The 17,712-nt window shown below is 41.2% G+C and carries 16 protein-coding genes; all 16 read left to right on the top strand.

The window, feature by feature from the left end:
- Window position 1 precedes the first annotated feature (1 nt).
- The 16 genes from GSQ84_RS09915 to GSQ84_RS09840 all read left to right on the top strand — a co-directional run bounded on the left by GSQ84_RS09915 (window position 2) and on the right by GSQ84_RS09840 (window position 17,687).
- Window positions 2–1,036 (top strand): hypothetical protein, encoded by a 1,035-nt coding sequence (locus tag GSQ84_RS09915; protein WP_158797053.1) that lies wholly within the window; start codon window positions 2–4, stop codon window positions 1,034–1,036.
- Complete coding sequence (locus GSQ84_RS09910) at window positions 1,033–2,337, top strand: nucleotide sugar dehydrogenase (protein WP_158797052.1); 1,305 nt, start codon at window positions 1,033–1,035, stop codon at window positions 2,335–2,337. Before GSQ84_RS09915 ends, GSQ84_RS09910 begins: the two co-directional genes overlap by 4 nt.
- Before the next feature lie 13 nt (window positions 2,338–2,350).
- A complete protein-coding gene (locus tag GSQ84_RS09905) occupies window positions 2,351–3,355 on the top strand; it encodes an SDR family oxidoreductase (RefSeq protein ID WP_158797051.1) in 1,005 nt (334 codons plus the stop codon).
- Between the two features lie 11 nt (window positions 3,356–3,366).
- A complete protein-coding gene (locus GSQ84_RS09900) occupies window positions 3,367–4,635 on the top strand; it encodes a lipopolysaccharide biosynthesis protein (RefSeq protein ID WP_158797050.1) in 1,269 nt (422 codons plus the stop codon).
- Window positions 4,632–5,204, top strand: coding sequence for an acyltransferase (locus tag GSQ84_RS28260; RefSeq protein WP_158797049.1), 573 nt, complete (start codon window positions 4,632–4,634; stop codon window positions 5,202–5,204). Before GSQ84_RS09900 ends, GSQ84_RS28260 begins: the two co-directional genes overlap by 4 nt.
- Window positions 5,201–6,307: a glycosyltransferase gene (locus GSQ84_RS09890; RefSeq protein ID WP_158797048.1), complete on the top strand. Its 1,107-nt coding sequence runs from the start codon at window positions 5,201–5,203 to the stop codon at window positions 6,305–6,307. The genes GSQ84_RS28260 and GSQ84_RS09890 overlap by 4 nt, the downstream gene beginning before the upstream one ends.
- A gap of 2 nt (window positions 6,308–6,309) precedes the next feature.
- The gene (locus GSQ84_RS09885; RefSeq protein ID WP_158797047.1) at window positions 6,310–7,059 is read left to right on the top strand and encodes a class I SAM-dependent methyltransferase; all 750 of its coding nucleotides are present in this window, start codon (window positions 6,310–6,312) and stop codon (window positions 7,057–7,059) included.
- Window positions 7,056–7,916, top strand: a complete 861-nt coding sequence (locus GSQ84_RS09880) for a glycosyltransferase family 2 protein (RefSeq protein ID WP_158797046.1) — start codon at window positions 7,056–7,058, stop codon at window positions 7,914–7,916. Before GSQ84_RS09885 ends, GSQ84_RS09880 begins: the two co-directional genes overlap by 4 nt.
- Before the next feature lie 49 nt (window positions 7,917–7,965).
- Window positions 7,966–9,879 (top strand): asparagine synthase (glutamine-hydrolyzing), encoded by a 1,914-nt coding sequence (gene asnB / locus GSQ84_RS09875; RefSeq protein ID WP_158797045.1) that lies wholly within the window; start codon window positions 7,966–7,968, stop codon window positions 9,877–9,879.
- Window positions 9,879–11,114 carry a glycosyltransferase gene (locus GSQ84_RS09870; RefSeq protein WP_158797044.1) on the top strand — a complete coding sequence of 412 codons (1,236 nt, stop codon included), beginning with the start codon at window positions 9,879–9,881 and terminating at the stop codon, window positions 11,112–11,114. The genes asnB and GSQ84_RS09870 overlap by 1 nt, the downstream gene beginning before the upstream one ends.
- Window positions 11,115–11,120: 6 nt before the next feature.
- On the top strand, window positions 11,121–12,188 hold the full coding sequence (locus tag GSQ84_RS09865) for a glycosyltransferase (protein ID WP_158797043.1): 1,068 nt from the start codon (window positions 11,121–11,123) through the stop codon (window positions 12,186–12,188).
- A 178-nt stretch (window positions 12,189–12,366) separates the two neighbouring features.
- On the top strand, window positions 12,367–13,557 hold the full coding sequence (locus GSQ84_RS09860; RefSeq protein ID WP_158797042.1) for a glycosyltransferase: 1,191 nt from the start codon (window positions 12,367–12,369) through the stop codon (window positions 13,555–13,557).
- Between the two features lie 40 nt (window positions 13,558–13,597).
- Window positions 13,598–14,536, top strand: a complete 939-nt coding sequence (locus GSQ84_RS09855; protein WP_158797041.1) for an NAD-dependent epimerase/dehydratase family protein — start codon at window positions 13,598–13,600, stop codon at window positions 14,534–14,536.
- A gap of 8 nt (window positions 14,537–14,544) precedes the next feature.
- On the top strand, window positions 14,545–16,350 hold the full coding sequence (locus tag GSQ84_RS09850) for a hypothetical protein (RefSeq protein ID WP_158797040.1): 1,806 nt from the start codon (window positions 14,545–14,547) through the stop codon (window positions 16,348–16,350).
- Between the two features lie 193 nt (window positions 16,351–16,543).
- Window positions 16,544–17,107 carry a phage tail protein gene (locus GSQ84_RS09845; protein WP_216848901.1) on the top strand — a complete coding sequence of 188 codons (564 nt, stop codon included), beginning with the start codon at window positions 16,544–16,546 and terminating at the stop codon, window positions 17,105–17,107.
- Window positions 17,108–17,147: 40 nt separating this feature from the next.
- Window positions 17,148–17,687: a phage tail protein gene (locus GSQ84_RS09840; protein ID WP_158797039.1), complete on the top strand. Its 540-nt coding sequence runs from the start codon at window positions 17,148–17,150 to the stop codon at window positions 17,685–17,687.
- Window positions 17,688–17,712 lie beyond the last annotated feature (25 nt).

Raw genomic sequence — 17,712 nt, 5'->3', positions numbered from 1 at the left:
TATGGCAGCAACCGGTGATCACAATGCAATTGCCCTTTGGCAAACGAGAGGGATGGATGTTTTATTCTACCTTTTAAAAAAGTGGTATTTTTTATGTTTAGCTGCGGTTGCAGGCGGATTGGTGGGATATCTGCTCTTCAAAAGGGCTACCCCAATTTATAAGGCCGATATTAGTTTTGTGCTCTCTACCGATCAGAAAGACCGCAATAATTTTGCGGGGCTGGCTTCCCAAATGGGTTTTGATGGTATCGCTCCCAGCGCAGACAATATATTTTCTGGTGATAATATTGTGGAGTTGTTTAAGTCCAGGAAACTGATCGGATCGGCACTGCTTTCTGTTATTGACAGCCCTACTCATCAAAGTCTGCTCAATTATATCACTCAAAGTCAGTATCGTAATTTATACCTTCAGTTGGGCCCCTTTAATCAACAGCCCAATACGTATTCCGCAAAACAGAACAGGCTTTACAGAAAGATCATTACCGAGGTTGGGAAATCTTTTTTTGTGTTTAAAAAAGATAAAAAACTAGTTTTTTTTATCATCAGCGCACAGTCCTCAGATCCCAAGATAGCCTATCACGTGTCGAAGTGCCTGCTCAATGAAACAGCCAGATATTTTATCGAAACTAAAACTAAAGTGGCTGCAAAGAGTGTGAATTTATTACAGCATGAGGCGGATAGTATTGCTACCGTATTGCGCACTATTTTTAGTTCTACCGCGGTGATGAACGATCAGACCTATAATTTAAATCCTTCCATCAGCGTTCAGCGCTCTGGTTCAATGTTTAACCAGGCAAAAGCAATGGCTTTTTCTGCCGCCTATACCGAGGTGATGCGTAACCTGGAAATTTCTAAAATCACACTGCAAAAAGAAACACCATTATACAGGATCATCGACGAGCCGGAACTTCCGCTGGTTCCTGTTACAGGAAATCTTTTAAAATATATCCTGCCCGCATCTGCCTTTGGGTTTTTATTAATGGCTGTACTGCTGGCAGGTAAAAATTTATCTACATCATCTAAATCGCTCCAATGACAAATACACCAGACAATTTATTGTCGCCCTCCATTGCTGTAATCGGCCTGGGTTATGTTGGCTTACCCCTTGCCGTAGAGTTTGGGAAAAAATACAAAGTTTTAGGATTTGATATCAATGTTAACCGTATTCAGGAACTTTCTGAAGGAAGAGACCACACCCTGGAAGCCGATCAGGAGGAATTGAAAAAGTTAATCTGTCTTGATGATAAAACTACAGGCCTCAAATTTACATCAGATCAGCATACGCTGGGAAACTGCAATGTATATATTGTCACCGTGCCTACACCCGTGGATCTCTATAATAACCCGGATCTTACCCCTTTAATTAAGGCTACAGAAACTGTGGCCAGGGTATTAAAACACGGAGATATTGTAATTTATGAATCAACAGTTTATCCCGGCTGTACGGAAGAGGTTTGTATTCCTATTTTGGAAAAGGTTTCAGGATTGATATTTAATACCGATTTCTGTTGTGGTTATTCTCCTGAGCGTATCAATCCCGGCGACAAGACCAGAACTTTGCCCAATATTAAAAAAGTGACCTCAGGCTCCACGCCTCAGTCGGCCGTGTTTATTAATGAACTATACCGTTCTATTATCCCCGCAGGTACACACCTTGCTCCTTCAATTAAAGTAGCTGAAGCAGCCAAAGTAATTGAAAATGCGCAGCGGGATATCAATATTGCATTTGTAAATGAGCTGTCGAAGATATTTTATTTGTTAGGCATCGATACCAATGAGGTGTTGGAGGCGGCAGCTACAAAATGGAATTTCTTACCCTTTAAGCCTGGTTTGGTAGGTGGGCACTGTATCGGCGTTGATCCCTATTATCTGGCACAAAAGGCCATTTCTGCAGGGTATTACCCGGAGATTATTTTGTCCGGCAGGCGCATCAATGATGGCATGGGGGCCTATGTTGCCGATGCGGTGATCAAACTGATGGTTAAAAAGGAAATTAATGTATGGGCAACAGAGATACTGATCCTGGGCATCACTTTTAAGGAAAATTGCCCTGATGTGCGGAATACCAAAGTGGTAGACATTATCAAAGAGCTGCAACAGTATAAAGCCAATATTACCGTCTATGATCCATGGGCAAATTGCGGGCAGGTAAGATATGAATATGGTATCACCTGTTTAGATGAGCTTCCTAAAGGGAAAACTTATAATGCGATCATCCTGGCCGTAAACCACCAGGAGTTTATCTGCCTGGATTTTAAGTCGCTATTGAAAGATCCCGGTGTATTGTATGATGTAAAGGGAATACTGGATATGGAGTTAACTGATGGAAGGTTATAATTATTGAACAACCATGTACGAAAAAATATACCATAACAAAGATATCAATCAGTTTAGCTTTTTGATCACTGGCGGAGCAGGTTTTATCGGGTCTAACCTGGTTGAATATCTATTGAAATACGGGGCAGGGAAGGTGCGGGTGCTGGATAATTTTTCAACAGGTTTTGCTGATAATATTGCCGCATTTAAGAACAATCCTGCATTTGAATTGATTGAAGGGGATATCCGCGACCTGGACTGCTGTAAAAAAGCCGTTGAGGGAATGGATTATGTGAGCCACCAGGCTGCATTGGGCTCCGTACCACGATCCATCAATAACCCTATCACCACCAATGAGGTAAATATCACCGGGTTTTTGAATATGCTTTGTGCGGTAAAAGACAGCGGCAGCGTGCAGCGATTTGTATATGCAGCTTCTTCTTCCACCTATGGGGATAGCAAAGAGCTGCCTAAAACGGAAGAGCGCATTGGTAAACCACTGTCGCCTTATGCGGTAACCAAATATGTGAATGAGTTATATGCTGAAGTATTTGCCAAAACCTATGGCTTAAAAATGATAGGGCTGCGGTATTTTAATGTTTTTGGTCCCAGGCAAAGTCCTGAAGGGGATTATGCCGCTGTGGTGCCCCTTTTTATTCAGGCAGCAAAAGAAAGAAGGGCCGCTACAATTAATGGGGATGGATACCAGAGCCGTGATTTTACCTTTGTTGAAAATGTGGTACAGGCCAATATTAAATCTTTTTTTGTGGCCACACCTGAAGCTGTAAACCAGGTTTATAATGTTGCCTGCGGTGATCAGATCTCCCTGAACCAATTGTGGGCAGAAATTAAAGCAGCTTATAGTTTACAGGTTGATGCCTTATACAGAGAGATTAGAAAAGGGGATATCAAACATAGCATGGCCAACATAGATAAAGCGAAAAATTTGCTGGACTATGAGGTATTGATAGACTTTAAAAATGGGATTCAGACAACGATCAATTCCTTTAATTCATTGTCTGGTGAGCAGATACTTTAACAAAATGGCGGATGAACTTTTATAGATCTTTTGGTATTTATGCGATTGCCGGATTTATCTCCAAAGGTTTTGCTTTTTTATTATTGCCATTTTTTACGCATTACCTCTCACAGCGGGATTATGGATTAATTACTATTTTCTGTAGTTCGATTTATTTTATTGCCCCCTTGATGAATATGGGCATCGGCGAGACGCTGACAGTGGAATATCCCCTGCTCACTAAAGATGATGTCAGTTCTTTTATCAGTACGTCAATGGTAGTGCCCCTAACAGTGCTGTGCACAACTTTACTTTGTGCGCTGCTCTTCCATAACTTCTTTTCCTCATTGACGGGCTTATCTGAAAATCTGCTGTACCTGATCTGCCTGATCAGCTTTTTTAATTTTTTCTGTGAGTATTTGTTTTCCATTTTAAGAAACCAAAAACGGCCGCTTAGTTTTGGCAGTTTGGCAATCTCTAAAACTATAATGGAGCTGTTGCTGGCAGTATATTTTATCCGGTTTTGTAAAGAGGGTTATCTGGGGCGAATAGGCAGTATCTTTCTGACGGCCTCTTTGATCTCACTCTTCGCCTTGTTTTATTTTATAAAAAATAGGCTCATTATTTTTGAGTTTTCAAAAAAATGGATCTCCCTGATCTTAAAACGGGGGTTGCCTTCTATTCCCTTGTTTTTTATGATGTTCACCATGTACAATTCGGACACTTTTATGGTGAACTATTATTATGGCCCCGCAAAGGCAGGTTTATATGGTTTAGCGGGACAGTTTGGCTTTTTATTAACCGTGATCAATTCTTCATTTGTTACACCTTTTTATCCTTTTATGTATGAAAATCTAATGAAGGGTAACCATTCAAAAGTTATTTCGCTGGTTGTTAAATATATATTGCTGATTAGTGGCATCTTTTTATTGATCGCATTGTTTACACCATTGGTCTTTCAGTTTTTTATCGCCCCAAAATTTCATCCTGCACTTTATTATTTAGTTCTGTTACTCGCAGGACAGTATTTTAATACTTTTTATCTGTTGTTAGCAGGATTGGTATTCTATAAAAAGCAAAATCATATTTTTTATTATATCTGCCCGCTGGTCATCACTTTTACCATTGGCATCAACTATTTTCTGCTGCACATTATAAAGGTGAACCAGTTTGCCTATACTTCTGCACTCTCTTATTTTTTCTGTTTCATGGTTTTGGCGACGGTTTGTCGCCGGTCTATAAAAACAGGTTTACTGATCTATATCAGGTCATTTACTAAACAAACTGTGATTTCCCTATGATGGCCAAAACTATCCGGTTGATCGGGCGGATCTTACACCGGCTGTCAAATACCTGCAGGAGATACTACCTGCAATTAAAGTATCCTGGTTTGAGCATAGACAGGCATACTGTGATGGAAAGGGGCTGTAAGATTATCTGCATAGATGGGGGAAAAATGGAACTCGTTCATTCCTTTATATCTGCGGGTGCTTATTTGTTCGCCGACAAAGGGGCAAAAGTGATGTTGGACCATGTCCATGTAGGCCGGTATAGCCATATTGTTTCAAAAGCATCCATCACCCTGCAATTTGGGGTCTCCATTGCTGAAATGGTGGTGATCCGCGATCAGGATCATGTGATTCATCCTGATCATACGGCAGCGGGTATTGTATCTTATCGATTAGGGGCGATAGTGATTGGCAAACATGCCTGGATAGCTGCTAAAGCCACCATTTTAAAAGGAGTTACGGTTGGGGATCATGCCATTATCGCCGCCTCTGCCGTGGTTACTAAACCGGTACCCAGAGCGGAAGTATGGGGCGGTATCCCCGCTAAATTTATAAAAAAGATAAGCAACAGTATACCATGAAAATCCTTGTTTATTATCCGAGCTCCTATAACTCTGTCTTCATCTTAACTGCAATTGATGATCTGATCAAACAGGGGCATGTGGTTTTTTTGTTAACTACTACAGCTTATGGCGTTTTACAGCAGGGTGCGGAAAAATTGGGTGCTGAAGTATATAGTGGCGCCAGGTCAAATGATATACGCGGGCTCTTTCAAGAGATGTATGTACTGATCAAATTTTGCAGGAAGCATAAAATTGATTTTGTTTTTCCCCATTTACAGTACTTAAACCTGGTCGGCGTACTCAGCCGGTTTTTTATCAAGGCTTTAGTTTTTCCAATGCGGCACCATTCTGATAATGTTTATATCTCAGGCAATAAAAATGCCCGCTTACTGGATCAGCTGGTAAACCTGTTTTCAAGCCAAATATTAGTGGTATCCCCGCCTTGTAAAACACAGATGATGAACTATGAAAATGTACCGGCTAAAAAGATCATTGTGCTCCCATTATATTATAATTTCCAGTTTTATGATTTGTCTTACCTAAACGTAGATAAGTACCTGGCAGAGCAACCTGAAAGCGGTTTACAGTTGATCAACATTGGCAGGATGGTGAAGAGCAAAAATCACATGGGTTTGTTAAACGTTATGCAGCGGTTAGTAACCGAGGGCGAGGATGTTAAACTGACGCTTTTGGATACGGGGCCGCTGGAACCTGAACTAAGGGACTTTGTACAACATGCCGGATTGAGAAAAAATGTGGTGTTTCTGGGTAGAAAAATTGATGTGCTGAGTTATATCCGGGCGGCTGATCTGCTTGTTCATACCTCAATCTCTGAGTCTGGCGGACAGGTGATCAAAGAATCGGGCATATGCCAGGTACCTGTTGTAGTGGTAAAAGGTGTAGGCGATTTTGATCAGTATATCATTGATAGGTTTAATGGCTTTTATTTATCAAAAGATAATGTAGAGCAGGAACTTTATGAAACGCTTAAATCGATCTGCCGGAACAGCACTGCACTTAAAGCCATGGGCAGGGAACTGGACAAAAGTGTTAGGGCAAACTTTGACGTCAGCGCAGTAAAAAAAACTTACATGAATATTATTAACGGAATTATTGAATAAATATGTCTTTAGAACGCTATCTCAACCTTGAATTAACCCCCTGGATCGGGGAACATTTACACCGTTATTTTGAAGCGAAAAAATATATCAGGACCAGGGATATTGTGCTCGACCTGGCCTGCGGATCTGGTTACGGGACGAATATTTTAAGTCAGGGTACCGGTGCCGAAATATACGGCGGGGATATACAGCCTGATGTAATCAACTATTGTCAAAAAAAATGGGCAGGCAATCCATCCCTACATTTTGAAGTGATGGATGCTACGGCGCTGAGATTTAGTGCTGGTTTTTTTGACAGGATCATTTCATTAGAAACCATTGAACATTTAACTGCCTATAAAGAAATGGTGTCTGAATTTTGCCGAGTGCTAAAACCAGGTGGTGTTGTTATTGTCTCTACACCAAATATCAGGATTTCCAGCCCGGACGGAATCGTTCGTGATCCATACCATACACAGGAGTTTACCTATGACGAACTGAAAGGGATTTTAAAGACAGCGTTCAGCGAGGTAAGCATTTACGGACAGCGGTATACCAGATATTTTTGCAAGCAAGCCCCCGGGATGAAGGAGATGGAAAAGCTGTTGTTGGCACGGGGTGTAAGAAAGCTTCCCTATAAGTTGCGGAATCTATTGTTCTCGAAACAATTTGATTACCCTTTATATCCGTCGGCCAGTGATTTTGATCTGTTTGAGATTAAGAAAACTGTTGAGAAGCACTGTCATGTTTTATTTGCTGTATGTAAAAAATGATAAAATCCCCTCAGATAAGCATTGTTATCCCTGTATTTAACGGACGTAAATTCCTGCAGGATACGGTGCGATCAGTTGTTGAACAGCTGTTTGAAGATTTCGAGCTGCTTATAGTAAATGATGGAAGCACGGATGATACTGAAGAGATAGCCTTAAGCCTGTCGGAAATTGATCATAGGATTTTTTATTACAAAAGGGCCAATGCGGGTGTATCGGCTTCCCGTAATTTTGGACTGGAAAAAGCGCGGGGAGAATTTGTAGTCTTTTTAGATGCCGATGATCTGCTGAAACCAGATTTCCTGCAATCGCGGGTAACTTATTTATTGGCTAACCCGCAAGTAGGGGTTTGTGGTTCATTTGTTCAGCTGATTGATGAGCATAGCCAGTTAAAACAGGAAGCTGCGGTGATGCACGCCCCGGGAGAGCATATGCTGGAAGAAATCCTGTATTATACGCCTAATATTACTACTGTACCGTCAAATCTGATGCACAGGAGAGCTTTGTTAGCGGATCACCTGATCACTTTTGATACCCGTTTAAACAGTAGTGCAGATAAGATGATTTTATGTCGTTTATCTGCTGTCACAACAGCCCACTGCCTGCCTCTTGTAACTTTATTTTATCGTGTACATTCCCATAGTATGTACCATGACCCTCAATACAGGCGGATGAACTTTAAAGACAGTGAGTTATTTATCCGGATACTGATAAGGGAGCATATTATCCCTAAAAATAACAGGCATCTTTTCTTAGTGAAAAATTATTATATGCTGGCGGGTGCGGCATGGAAGACACGCGTTTATAGCCGCATGATGTGGTATGGAATGAAGTATTTTTTAGTCAAATCGGGATTTTGATAAACAGATTTAAAATGAAATCGGGTAAAAGATTTCTAAACCTTGTAACATGTGTGGAATAACCGGATTTATAGATTTTAGTCATAAAAGCAATAGCGTCATTTTAAAAGACATGACCGCTACAATGGGGCATCGCGGGCCTGACGGGCAGGGAATTGATTTTTACCAGCTGGATAACTGTCAGATAGGTTTTGGGCACCGCAGATTGTCTATTATTGACCTGAGCACTGTTGCCGGGCAACCCATGACCTATGATGACTTGCACCTTGTATTTAATGGGGAAATCTATAATTATCAGGAGATACGCAATCAGTTAATCGAATTGGGACATCAATTTATAACCCATTCTGATACAGAGGTTATTTTACATGCCTGGCGACAATGGGGAGAAGATTGCATTAAACAATGGCGGGGTATGTATGCCATTGTATTATATGATGAAAGATCGAATGAGGTGATCTGCGTCAGGGACAGGGCAGGGGTAAAACCTTTGTATTATTATTTTGCCGGCGGACTGTTTTTATTTGGTTCTGAGTTAAAGGCTATGTTGCGGCATCCTGATTTTAAAAAACAGGTTGATCCCGGTGCTGTAGCTTCTTATTTACAATATGGTTATGTTTCCTGGCCGCATTGTATTTATAAAGATACTCTAAAGTTAGCCCCCGGTCATTTGCTGAAGATTAACCTCCAGACCAGAGCCACTTCATCCATTCAATACTGGAATGTTTACGATTTTTATGACCGGCCAAAATTAGCTGTTTCATTGCCCGATGCCATTGTAGAAACGGAACGTATTTTACAGGAGTCTTTTCAGTACCGCATGGTGGCCGATGTTCCGGTGGGTGTTTTTTTAAGCGGTGGTTATGATAGCACCTGTGTTACTGCGCTGCTGCAAAAGAACAGTACGCAGCCTATTCAAACATTTACGATCGGCAGTATGGATAACCAGCTGGATGAGGCGCCTTTTGCCAGGGAAATTGCTGCACGACTGGGAACAGATCATACAGATTACTACTGTACCGCAAAGGAAGCATTGGCTATTATACCGGATCTTCCTTATTATTATGATGAACCTTTTGCCGACAGCAGTGCTATTCCAACGATATTGGTAAGTCGTATGGCAAGGGAAAAAGTAACGGTAGCCCTTTCTGCAGATGCAGGGGACGAAATATTTGCCGGTTATAACCGCTATGATTATATCGCAAAATTCGGGGCTAAAATAAATGCTGTACCTAAATCGCTTCGGAATATACTGTTGGCTGTGATGGATCAGATCCCGTCAGACCGGCTTCCATTTATGCGCAATCAATATAATTTTCATGGCAGATATAATAAACTAAAAAATCTGCTGCGTGATCCTTCACCGGCAGAATTGCTAAAGAACCTTACCCAGGTTTTTACCGTTGCAGAGATCGGGTTTATTTTTAACAAGCCGGTACATGAATTATATACTGCTCACCGTACAGACAAATTAATGGAAGGTTATGATGACCTCTCTTATATGATGGCAGTGGATTACCAGACCTATATGGTAGACGATATCCTGCAAAAAGTAGATCGGGCTACCATGTCTGCCAGTTTAGAAGGCAGAGAACCTTTTCTCGACCAGCATATTATTGAATGGGCGGCACAATTGCCAACAGCATATAAGTACCACAATAAGGAAAAGAAGTATATCCTGAAACAGATTGTTCACCAGTATATTCCAAAAGAATTAATGGAAAGGCCTAAAATGGGGTTCAGCGTCCCTATAGAAAAGTGGTTGCAGCATGAATTAAAAGATATGGTGAATAGTTATCTGAACCTGGAAAAACTACAGCAGCATGGGCTATTTAATAACCAGGTGGTGCTGGCAATTGTTGGCAATTTCTATAATGGCAGAAAGGAAAATTATTTGCAGGTCTGGTATCTGCTGATGTTCCAGATGTGGTATGATCAATGGTTTAATCTGAGCATCATCTAATGGATACAGCTAAACAAATAAACGTTTTATACGTTTCTTATGATGGAATGACAGATCCTTTAGGGCAGTCGCAGGTCATACCCTACCTCATTGGCCTGACGAAGAAAGGGTTTTCATTTACCATCCTCAGCTGCGAGAAAGAGGAGCGCTACACTGCAAATAAAGAGGTGATTAGCCAATTATTAACCGCAGCTTCGATAATATGGGAACCGGTATTGTATACCAAAAAGCCTCCCGTGTTCTCTACTTTATTTGATTATTACAAGCTTAGAAAAAAGGCAGTGCATTTAAATAACCGGCTTCACTTTAAACTGGTTCATTGCAGAAGTTATATCCCGGCATTGCTGGGTTTATGGATGAAAAGGAAATACCAGGTTCCTTTTTTATTTGACATGAGAGGTTTCTGGGCAGATGAAAGAATAGATGGTGATATATGGAAAATCGAAAACCCTGTGTTTAGAACCATTTATCATTATTTTAAACGTAGGGAAATCGACTTTTTAAGGGATGCAGATGCAGTAGTTTCCCTTACTGAAGCAGGGAAAAATGAAATTATGCGATGGAAAAGTTTAAACATCAGCGCGCAGAAAATTTCGGTTATTCCCTGTTGCGCAGATGTGGAAACCTTCGATCCGGATAAAATATCAGTTGCCGAGCAGCATAAATTAAGGCTCCGCTTAGGTTTAGGGGGGAATGACTTTGTAGTAGGATATTTAGGCAGCATTGGCACCTGGTACCTGCTGGATGAAATGATTCGTTTTTTTTTCCTGCTAAAAAAAGAGATGCCCCATGCGAAGCTGCTTTTTGTAACGCATGATGATCCTTCAGTTATACTTCTTAAAGTGCAGCAATACGGCGTAAACAGTAGTGATGTTATCATGACCAGTGCCGAAAGAAAGGAAGTTCCCCTGATGATTAGTCTGTTTACTTACGGCCTGTTTTTTATTAAACCAGCTTACAGCAAGATGGCAAGCAGCCCTACGAAACAAGGCGAATTGATGGCGATGGGTGTTCCTGTGATCTGTAATTCTGGGGTGGGCGATACCGATCAGATTGTTAGCTGTTATGATTCGGGTTTAACTGTTATGGGGGATCATTTTGAAGAAACCATCCGGCAGCTGGCTGCGGGCAGGAACTATCAGAAAAATAAGATCAGGGCTGGTGCCCTTGATTTCTTTTCGCTGGATAATGGCATAGCGCAATACCACCGTATTTATAGCCGCATCTGTAAATAAATTAAAATGAGTACTAAAATTCTTTTTGTTGTTCCCTATCCCCATGATACCGCACCTAGTCAGCGGTTGAAGTTTGAACAGTATTATACTGCGCTGGAAAAGGCAGGTTATGAGATTACCATTGCCCCATTCATAGATCTAAATTTTTGGAAGATCATTTACAAAAGCGGGTTTTACAGGCAAAAAGTTATGTATACGCTGCTTAATTATGCAAGACGGCTTAGCTTGTTAAGCAGGCTGAGTCGTTACGATTTAGTTTATGTTCATCTATGGGCAACACCATTTGGACCGCCTTTATATGAGCGGCTCCTCAGAAAGTTTTCCAAACGGCTCATTTATGATATCGACGACCTGATTTACCAGGGAGGTTCCAGCCCAAATAACCGGTCGATCAGGTTTTTGAAAACCAGTGCAAAGGTTGATTTCCTGATGAAACATGCCGATCGGGTATTGGTCAGTACTGAGAAGCTAATGGACTACACGCGGCAATTCACTACGCGGGTAAGTTTGATCCCCGCAACTGTTGACGTAAAGAAATACGGTATAACCAGTGCTGGTGCTTCGGCTCCTGTGGTGATTGGCTGGAGCGGTAGCCATACCACGAGTAAGTATCTTCATTTACTGGATGAAGTTTTAAGAACGCTATCGGAAAGACATGACATTCGTATCCTGGTGATGGGCGATCCGGATTTTGCTATTGAAGGACTTCCTATAGAAATCCTCACCTGGAGCGCAGCTATGGAAACGGAAAATCTGTTGCAGTTTGATATTGGCTTGCACCCGGTACCGGATGAGGAGTGGGTGTATGGAAAAAGCGGTGGAAAACTGGTTCAATATATGGCCGCCGGTATCCCGATTGTGGCATCGGCTGTTGGCCCTAATTTTAAGGTAGTTCAGGATGGCTACAATGGCTTTCTGGTAAACAGTGCTAAAGAATGGATTGACCGTTTGGATACACTCATCACTAATAAAAAATTAAGGAACGAAATGGGGCAGCACTCAAAAAGATGTGCAATTGAAATCTATTCTGTGGAAGCGAACCTTAGTAAATATTTGCAAGCGCTAAAGGAATGACTATTAATCGTTCATAAAATTCTCCTCACAGTTATCCGGACTAAAGTGGCTATTAATAACTGCTAGGAATTTGGGTTTCTGAACGATCTGCTTTATCATTGATGTTTAACCAAATATAAACTTGCGGTCTCAATTGAGGTGCTGTTAATATATTTATTTACCTAACTATATTTATTGAATGCCTAAAATCTTAAGGGTACTGAACAGGCTCAATGTTGGAGGTCCTACTTATAATGTTGCTTATCTTGCTAAACATATGGCTTTGGGATATGAAACCAGGGTTTTGGCGGGAATTAAAGAGCCGCAAGAGGGTAGTTCGGCCTATATGCTGGAAGATCTGGGCGTCCCTTATGAGTATGTACCCGATATGTTCAGAAGCATCAATCCTAAAAAGGATTTTCGGGCCTTAAGGCATATTCAGCATGCAGTTAAAGAATACAAGCCTGATATCGTTCATACACATGCTGCAAAAGCGGGTGTATTGGGCAGACTGGCAGCCTATCATAGTGCCCATCGGCCAAAAGCCATTTTACATACTTACCACGGAAATGTTTTTGATGGTTATTTTTCACCGGTTAAGACTAAAGTTTTTCTGGCTATAGAAAGATACCTTGCCGGAATCAGTAATGCCATTATTTCAATTAGTGAGCAGCAGAAATATGATTTGGTGAATACTTATCATATTGCCCCTGCCAGCAAAATACATGTGATCAAACTTGGTTTTGACCTGGAGAAATTTGCGGATAATCAGGCTTCAAAACGGCTGAGTTTCCGTCAGTTTTACCATTTAGCAGAGGATGATGTGGTGATTACCATTACAGGCAGACTTGCGCCCATTAAAAATCACTTTTTATTTTTAGATACCTTAAAAGTATTAAAGGATACTCATCCTGAGTTGCGGTTTAAAGTTTTCATTGTGGGGGATGGAGAGCTGCTGGAACCCATTATTACTATGATCGGACAATTTGGATTTACCTGCTGCAGGGCGAATGAAAATTATTATGCGGCAGATATCATCTTTACGTCATGGCGTAAAGATATCGATGTGATTAATGCTGGTTCTGATATTATAGCGCTGACTTCGCTGAACGAAGGTACGCCGGTAAGCATTATTGAAGCGATGGCGGCACAAAAAGGTGTGATCTGTACAGATGTTGGTGGTGTGCGGGACGTGGTAAAAGATGGACATAACGGTTTTATTTGTGAACAGCAACCAGCAGCTTATGCTAAAAAGCTAAGGGAGCTTATTGTTAATAAATCACTTAGAGAAGAAATGGCCGCAAATGGCAAAAGGATAGCGTTTCAGAATTATTCTTATCACCGGCTGGTACAGGAAACAGAAGATCTATATAAATTTTTAATGCAGTAAATGTTTTGATGAGTGGGATGCAGACTATAACCTTATAAAAATGATCAATATTTTAATTACCGGAGGTGCTGGTAACGTAGGCGGGGCTTTAGCCTGCCGACTGGTTCAAAGCAAGAAATATCAAATTGTTGTTGTCGACAATCTGATCACGGGTTCAGTGAAGAACCTTCCCGAAGATTGCGACAATTTTACTTTTATTAAATGTGATGTCAATAACTACAATGACCTGTCGGCTATCATGCTGGCTTTCAAATTTGATTATGTATTTCATTATGCTGCCCTGGTTGGGGTAAAGCGGACGTTAAGTAATCCGATGACAGTATTGCAGGATATCGAAGGGATCAAAAATATACTGAACCTTTCAAAAAATACGGGCGTAAAAAGGGTGTTTTATTCTTCTTCTTCAGAAGTGTATGGAGAGCCTGTAGAATTCCCCCAAAATGAGCAGACTACGCCATTAAATTCGAGATTACCTTATGCGATTGTGAAAAATGTTGGAGAGGCTTTTTTTAAATCATACCAAAGAGAATATGGTCTTGATTTTACGATTTTCAGGTTTTTTAATACTTACGGGCCAAAGCAGAGCAATGATTTTGTGATTTCTAAGTTCATCGATACAGCATTAAAAAACGAGCATTTAACCATTTACGGAGAAGGTAACCAAACCCGAACCTTTTGTTATATAGACGATAATATTGAGGCAACAAGCAGGATTTTTGAAGAATCACTTTATTTAAATGACGTAGTGAATATTGGTAATTCAAAAGAGATCAGTGTGGTTGACCTGGCTAAAATGATCATTTCTATTACAGGGTCAATGTCTTCAATTGTTCATCTGGAAGCCTTAACAGAAGGGGATATGACACGCAGACAGCCTGATAATTCTAAAATGCTAAAACTGCTCAACAGGGAGTTGCTCAGCATAGAAGAAGGAATAGCGCAAATCCTTCACCTTAACCACCGTTTAATCCATAAATAATTATAGAAATGAATGTATTATTCAATCCGGCAGTAACAAGTCTTCTCTCTTTTCTGATCGGCCTTGCAATTATACCATTGATTATCAAGTTGGCCTATTTTAAGGGCTGGGTAGTTTATCCGCGCAGTGACAGGTGGCATCAAAAGCCTACTGCCTTAATGGGAGGCATTGGGATTTTTGTTTCTTTTAGCCTGGCGATGCTGTGCCTGAATTTTTCTGCGATCAACTGGATGTTGTGCAGTGCTGCGGGTGTTATGTTTTTGGTGGGCTTAGTGGATGATATATGGGAGGTGAAACCTGTCATCAAGTTGCTTGCTCAGATTGTTAGTTCATTTGCTTTAGTTTACAATGGCTTTATGTTTGGCGGCGGTCTGCTTGGCTGGGCGGGTATACCATTAACGTTTATCTGGGTGATCGGAATTACCAATGCGATTAATCTTTTAGACAATATGGACGGACTGGCAGCTGGTATCGCTGGCATTGTTGCTGTCATTTCCGGAATTATAGGCCTGCTGAACGGGGAGTATGGCCTTTCGGCGATGGCATTTGCTATTGCAGGTGCTGCAGGAAGTTTTCTGTTTTATAATTTTAAACCCGCAAAGATATTTATGGGTGATTCCGGGAGTTTGTTCCTGGGCTTTTCCCTGTCGTTTTTAAGCATCGCCGTGCAAGGGAAATCAGGTTCTTCGTCTGCTGTACTGGTTTTATTGATACCAATCAGCCTGATGGCTATTCCCATTATGGATACTACGCTGGTAATTATTAAAAGGCTTGCTGCAGGCCGTCGGATTGATCAGGGAGGAAAAGACCATACTTCACACCGGCTGGTAAATTTGGGGCTTAGTGAAAAAAAAGCTGTGCTTACTTTATATTGTATTAGCGGCATTTGGGGGCTGCTGTGTATCTTAATTTATAAAGCAAAGATCAACGACTTGTTTTTGTGTATCCTGATGCTGGCTGTGTTTTCCGTTATCTTTTCTACGGTACTCTCTAAGGTAAAGGTTTACAATGAATCAGAAGAGAAACTTTCTTATATGCGCAGCAAGGGGAAAAAAACAGACACCCATTTAATGCTGCGGTTTTTCCTTTACCACAAAAAATTACTCATTGGTATTTTTACGGATATATTAATTATCTACTGTTCATTTTTGATTGCTGCAGAATCGATGCACGTAACTATGGATAACGGTTATGTGGTACTGGCTACCTTTATCTGTGTAAAGATATCCCTGTTTTATGTAACGAATCTTTATTACCGCATGTGGCGGTATATGGAGGTGATGGAGATTGCTGGTTATTTTATGATCATTGCTATTTCTACCCTGATATTGATCATCACTTTGTTTTTTAAAGGGAAGAGCGAAATGTACTCCTCTTACTTTTTTATGGTCGACTTTCTGCTGACCTTTATAGGCATTGTAATTACCCGTTTATTTTACCGGTGGATTGCAGAGCTGATCAGCAGGAACAGGCATGCTCAGAAAAGGGTAATTATTTATGGGGCTGGTGACAGCGGATATTTGTTGATCAAAGAATTGCTGCAAAATCACCGGCATGAATTAAGACCGGTAGGCTGGATAGATGATGATGAGTCTAAACATCATATGCTGTTGTATGGATATAAGATTTATGGGGGTAAAGACCAGCTGCTGGATATATGCAAAAAAGTTAAACCTGATCTGGTTTTGATCTCCACCAATGCCATTGACCTGCCTGGTGAAGATGAAATTAAAACGATGCTGACCGCTCAGCATGTGGGCGTTGGACGCTTCACTTTAACACTATCTTACAATCTGAATATTGCAGGCTTATAGTTTTCCACCGTCAGGCACATCCTTGTAGCGCCGGGTAAAAAAAAGATGTTCTAACTCTTTTTTTATTTTTTCTTACTTATTTGTATGGGTCATTAATAGTGGATAAAGAGCTCTTTATGGGCTTTTTACACCTTATTTCTGTCTATTAAACCAAATATAAACTAACTATTTTTTTAACCTAAAACAAAAAATTATGGACGCTTTTATTGGCGAAATCAGGGCATTCGGATTTAATTTTAATCCACAGAATTGGGCCCTTTGTCAGGGGCAAATTTTGCCTATCCAGCAGTATTCTGCACTTTTTAGTATTCTGGGAGTTACTTACGGGGGCAATGGGACAACTAATTTTGCATTGCCAAATATCCAGGGCACTGTGCTTAACAGTGCGGGACAATTACCAGGCGGGCAGAATTATTCGCTTGGAGAGGTTGGTGGTGCCGCGGGTGTTACCCTGGCAACTACTGAAATCCAGGCACATAGCCACAGTTTTAGCGGAGCGGCTCCTGCTGGTGGCCCTATTAATGAGGTTACTGTACCGGTAACGGGTTCTTATATTGCAAATAGCTTTGCTAAAGCCAATGCTAATTCTGGAGTGGTAGGACGTTCCTATGCACCAGTTAATCCGGCACCCGGGGCTACATTGAACCCCACTTCAATAGGTATAGCGGGAGGCAGCCAGCCACACAACAATATGATGCCTAACGTAGCTATCAATTATTGTATATGTCTGCAAGGTATATTCCCTTCACGCCCGTAAAAACGACAGTAAAATAAATTAAGAACTTAAAGAATAAAATATGGACCAATATCTTGGTGAGATAAGAACATTTGCATTCGGTCAGGTACCGCGTGGCTGGCTGGCCTGCAGCGGGCAAGTTGTAGCCATTAATCAAAATCAGGCTTTGTTTTCGCTTTTAGGCACACAATTCGGTGGAAATGGTATCACTACTTTTAACCTGCCTAATCTCAATGGCGCAGCGATGCTTGGATACAGCAGTAGTAACCCTATGGGTGCGTCAAGCGGTACAGAAAGCGTAACACTTACTACCCCGCAGCTCCCTGCGCATAACCATAATGTACAGGTAGTGAACGCACTGGGAACTCAGGCGCTGAATAACTCCGACGATTACCTTGCCCAAATTTGTGTTTTTGTAACCAACCCTCAGTCTACTAATTATGCTGTGAACGGGTATGCGGTTACGCTGAGCGCACCTGTTGTGCTTTCCCTCGCTTCGGTGAGCCCTACAGGAGGTAATACGCCTCATGAAAACCGGGGACCCTTTTTAACCATGAATGTATGTATTTCCACAACGGGTATCTTCCCGTCGAGGAGTTAACCGCTTTTTAAACAAAAATAAAAAT

Source organism: Pedobacter sp. L105 (assembly GCF_009765875.1).
Classification (GTDB): domain Bacteria; phylum Bacteroidota; class Bacteroidia; order Sphingobacteriales; family Sphingobacteriaceae; genus Pedobacter.
The sequence above is the reverse complement of the archived record's forward strand: the minus strand, read 5'-3'. Positions and strand labels throughout refer to the sequence as shown.

Excerpts from the sequence above, each read along its gene's own strand:
- GSQ84_RS09855 (WP_158797041.1), top strand. The coding sequence starts at position 13,598 with ATGATCAATATTTTAATTACCGGAGGTGCTGGTAACGTAGGCGGGGCT.
- GSQ84_RS09850 (WP_158797040.1), top strand. The coding sequence starts at position 14,545 with ATGAATGTATTATTCAATCCGGCAGTAACAAGTCTTCTCTCTTTTCTG.
- GSQ84_RS09910 (WP_158797052.1), top strand. The coding sequence starts at position 1,033 with ATGACAAATACACCAGACAATTTATTGTCGCCCTCCATTGCTGTAATC.
- GSQ84_RS09840 (WP_158797039.1), top strand. The coding sequence starts at position 17,148 with ATGGACCAATATCTTGGTGAGATAAGAACATTTGCATTCGGTCAGGTA.
- GSQ84_RS09885 (WP_158797047.1), top strand. The coding sequence starts at position 6,310 with ATGTCTTTAGAACGCTATCTCAACCTTGAATTAACCCCCTGGATCGGG.
- GSQ84_RS09860 (WP_158797042.1), top strand. The coding sequence starts at position 12,367 with ATGCCTAAAATCTTAAGGGTACTGAACAGGCTCAATGTTGGAGGTCCT.
- GSQ84_RS09865 (WP_158797043.1), top strand. The coding sequence starts at position 11,121 with ATGAGTACTAAAATTCTTTTTGTTGTTCCCTATCCCCATGATACCGCA.
- GSQ84_RS09900 (WP_158797050.1), top strand. The coding sequence starts at position 3,367 with ATGAACTTTTATAGATCTTTTGGTATTTATGCGATTGCCGGATTTATC.
- GSQ84_RS09915 (WP_158797053.1), top strand. The coding sequence starts at position 2 with ATGGCAGCAACCGGTGATCACAATGCAATTGCCCTTTGGCAAACGAGA.
- GSQ84_RS28260 (WP_158797049.1), top strand. The coding sequence starts at position 4,632 with ATGATGGCCAAAACTATCCGGTTGATCGGGCGGATCTTACACCGGCTG.
- GSQ84_RS09890 (WP_158797048.1), top strand. The coding sequence starts at position 5,201 with ATGAAAATCCTTGTTTATTATCCGAGCTCCTATAACTCTGTCTTCATC.
- GSQ84_RS09845 (WP_216848901.1), top strand. The coding sequence starts at position 16,544 with ATGGACGCTTTTATTGGCGAAATCAGGGCATTCGGATTTAATTTTAAT.
- GSQ84_RS09880 (WP_158797046.1), top strand. The coding sequence starts at position 7,056 with ATGATAAAATCCCCTCAGATAAGCATTGTTATCCCTGTATTTAACGGA.
- GSQ84_RS09905 (WP_158797051.1), top strand. The coding sequence starts at position 2,351 with ATGTACGAAAAAATATACCATAACAAAGATATCAATCAGTTTAGCTTT.
- GSQ84_RS09870 (WP_158797044.1), top strand. The coding sequence starts at position 9,879 with ATGGATACAGCTAAACAAATAAACGTTTTATACGTTTCTTATGATGGA.
- asnB (WP_158797045.1), top strand. The coding sequence starts at position 7,966 with ATGTGTGGAATAACCGGATTTATAGATTTTAGTCATAAAAGCAATAGC.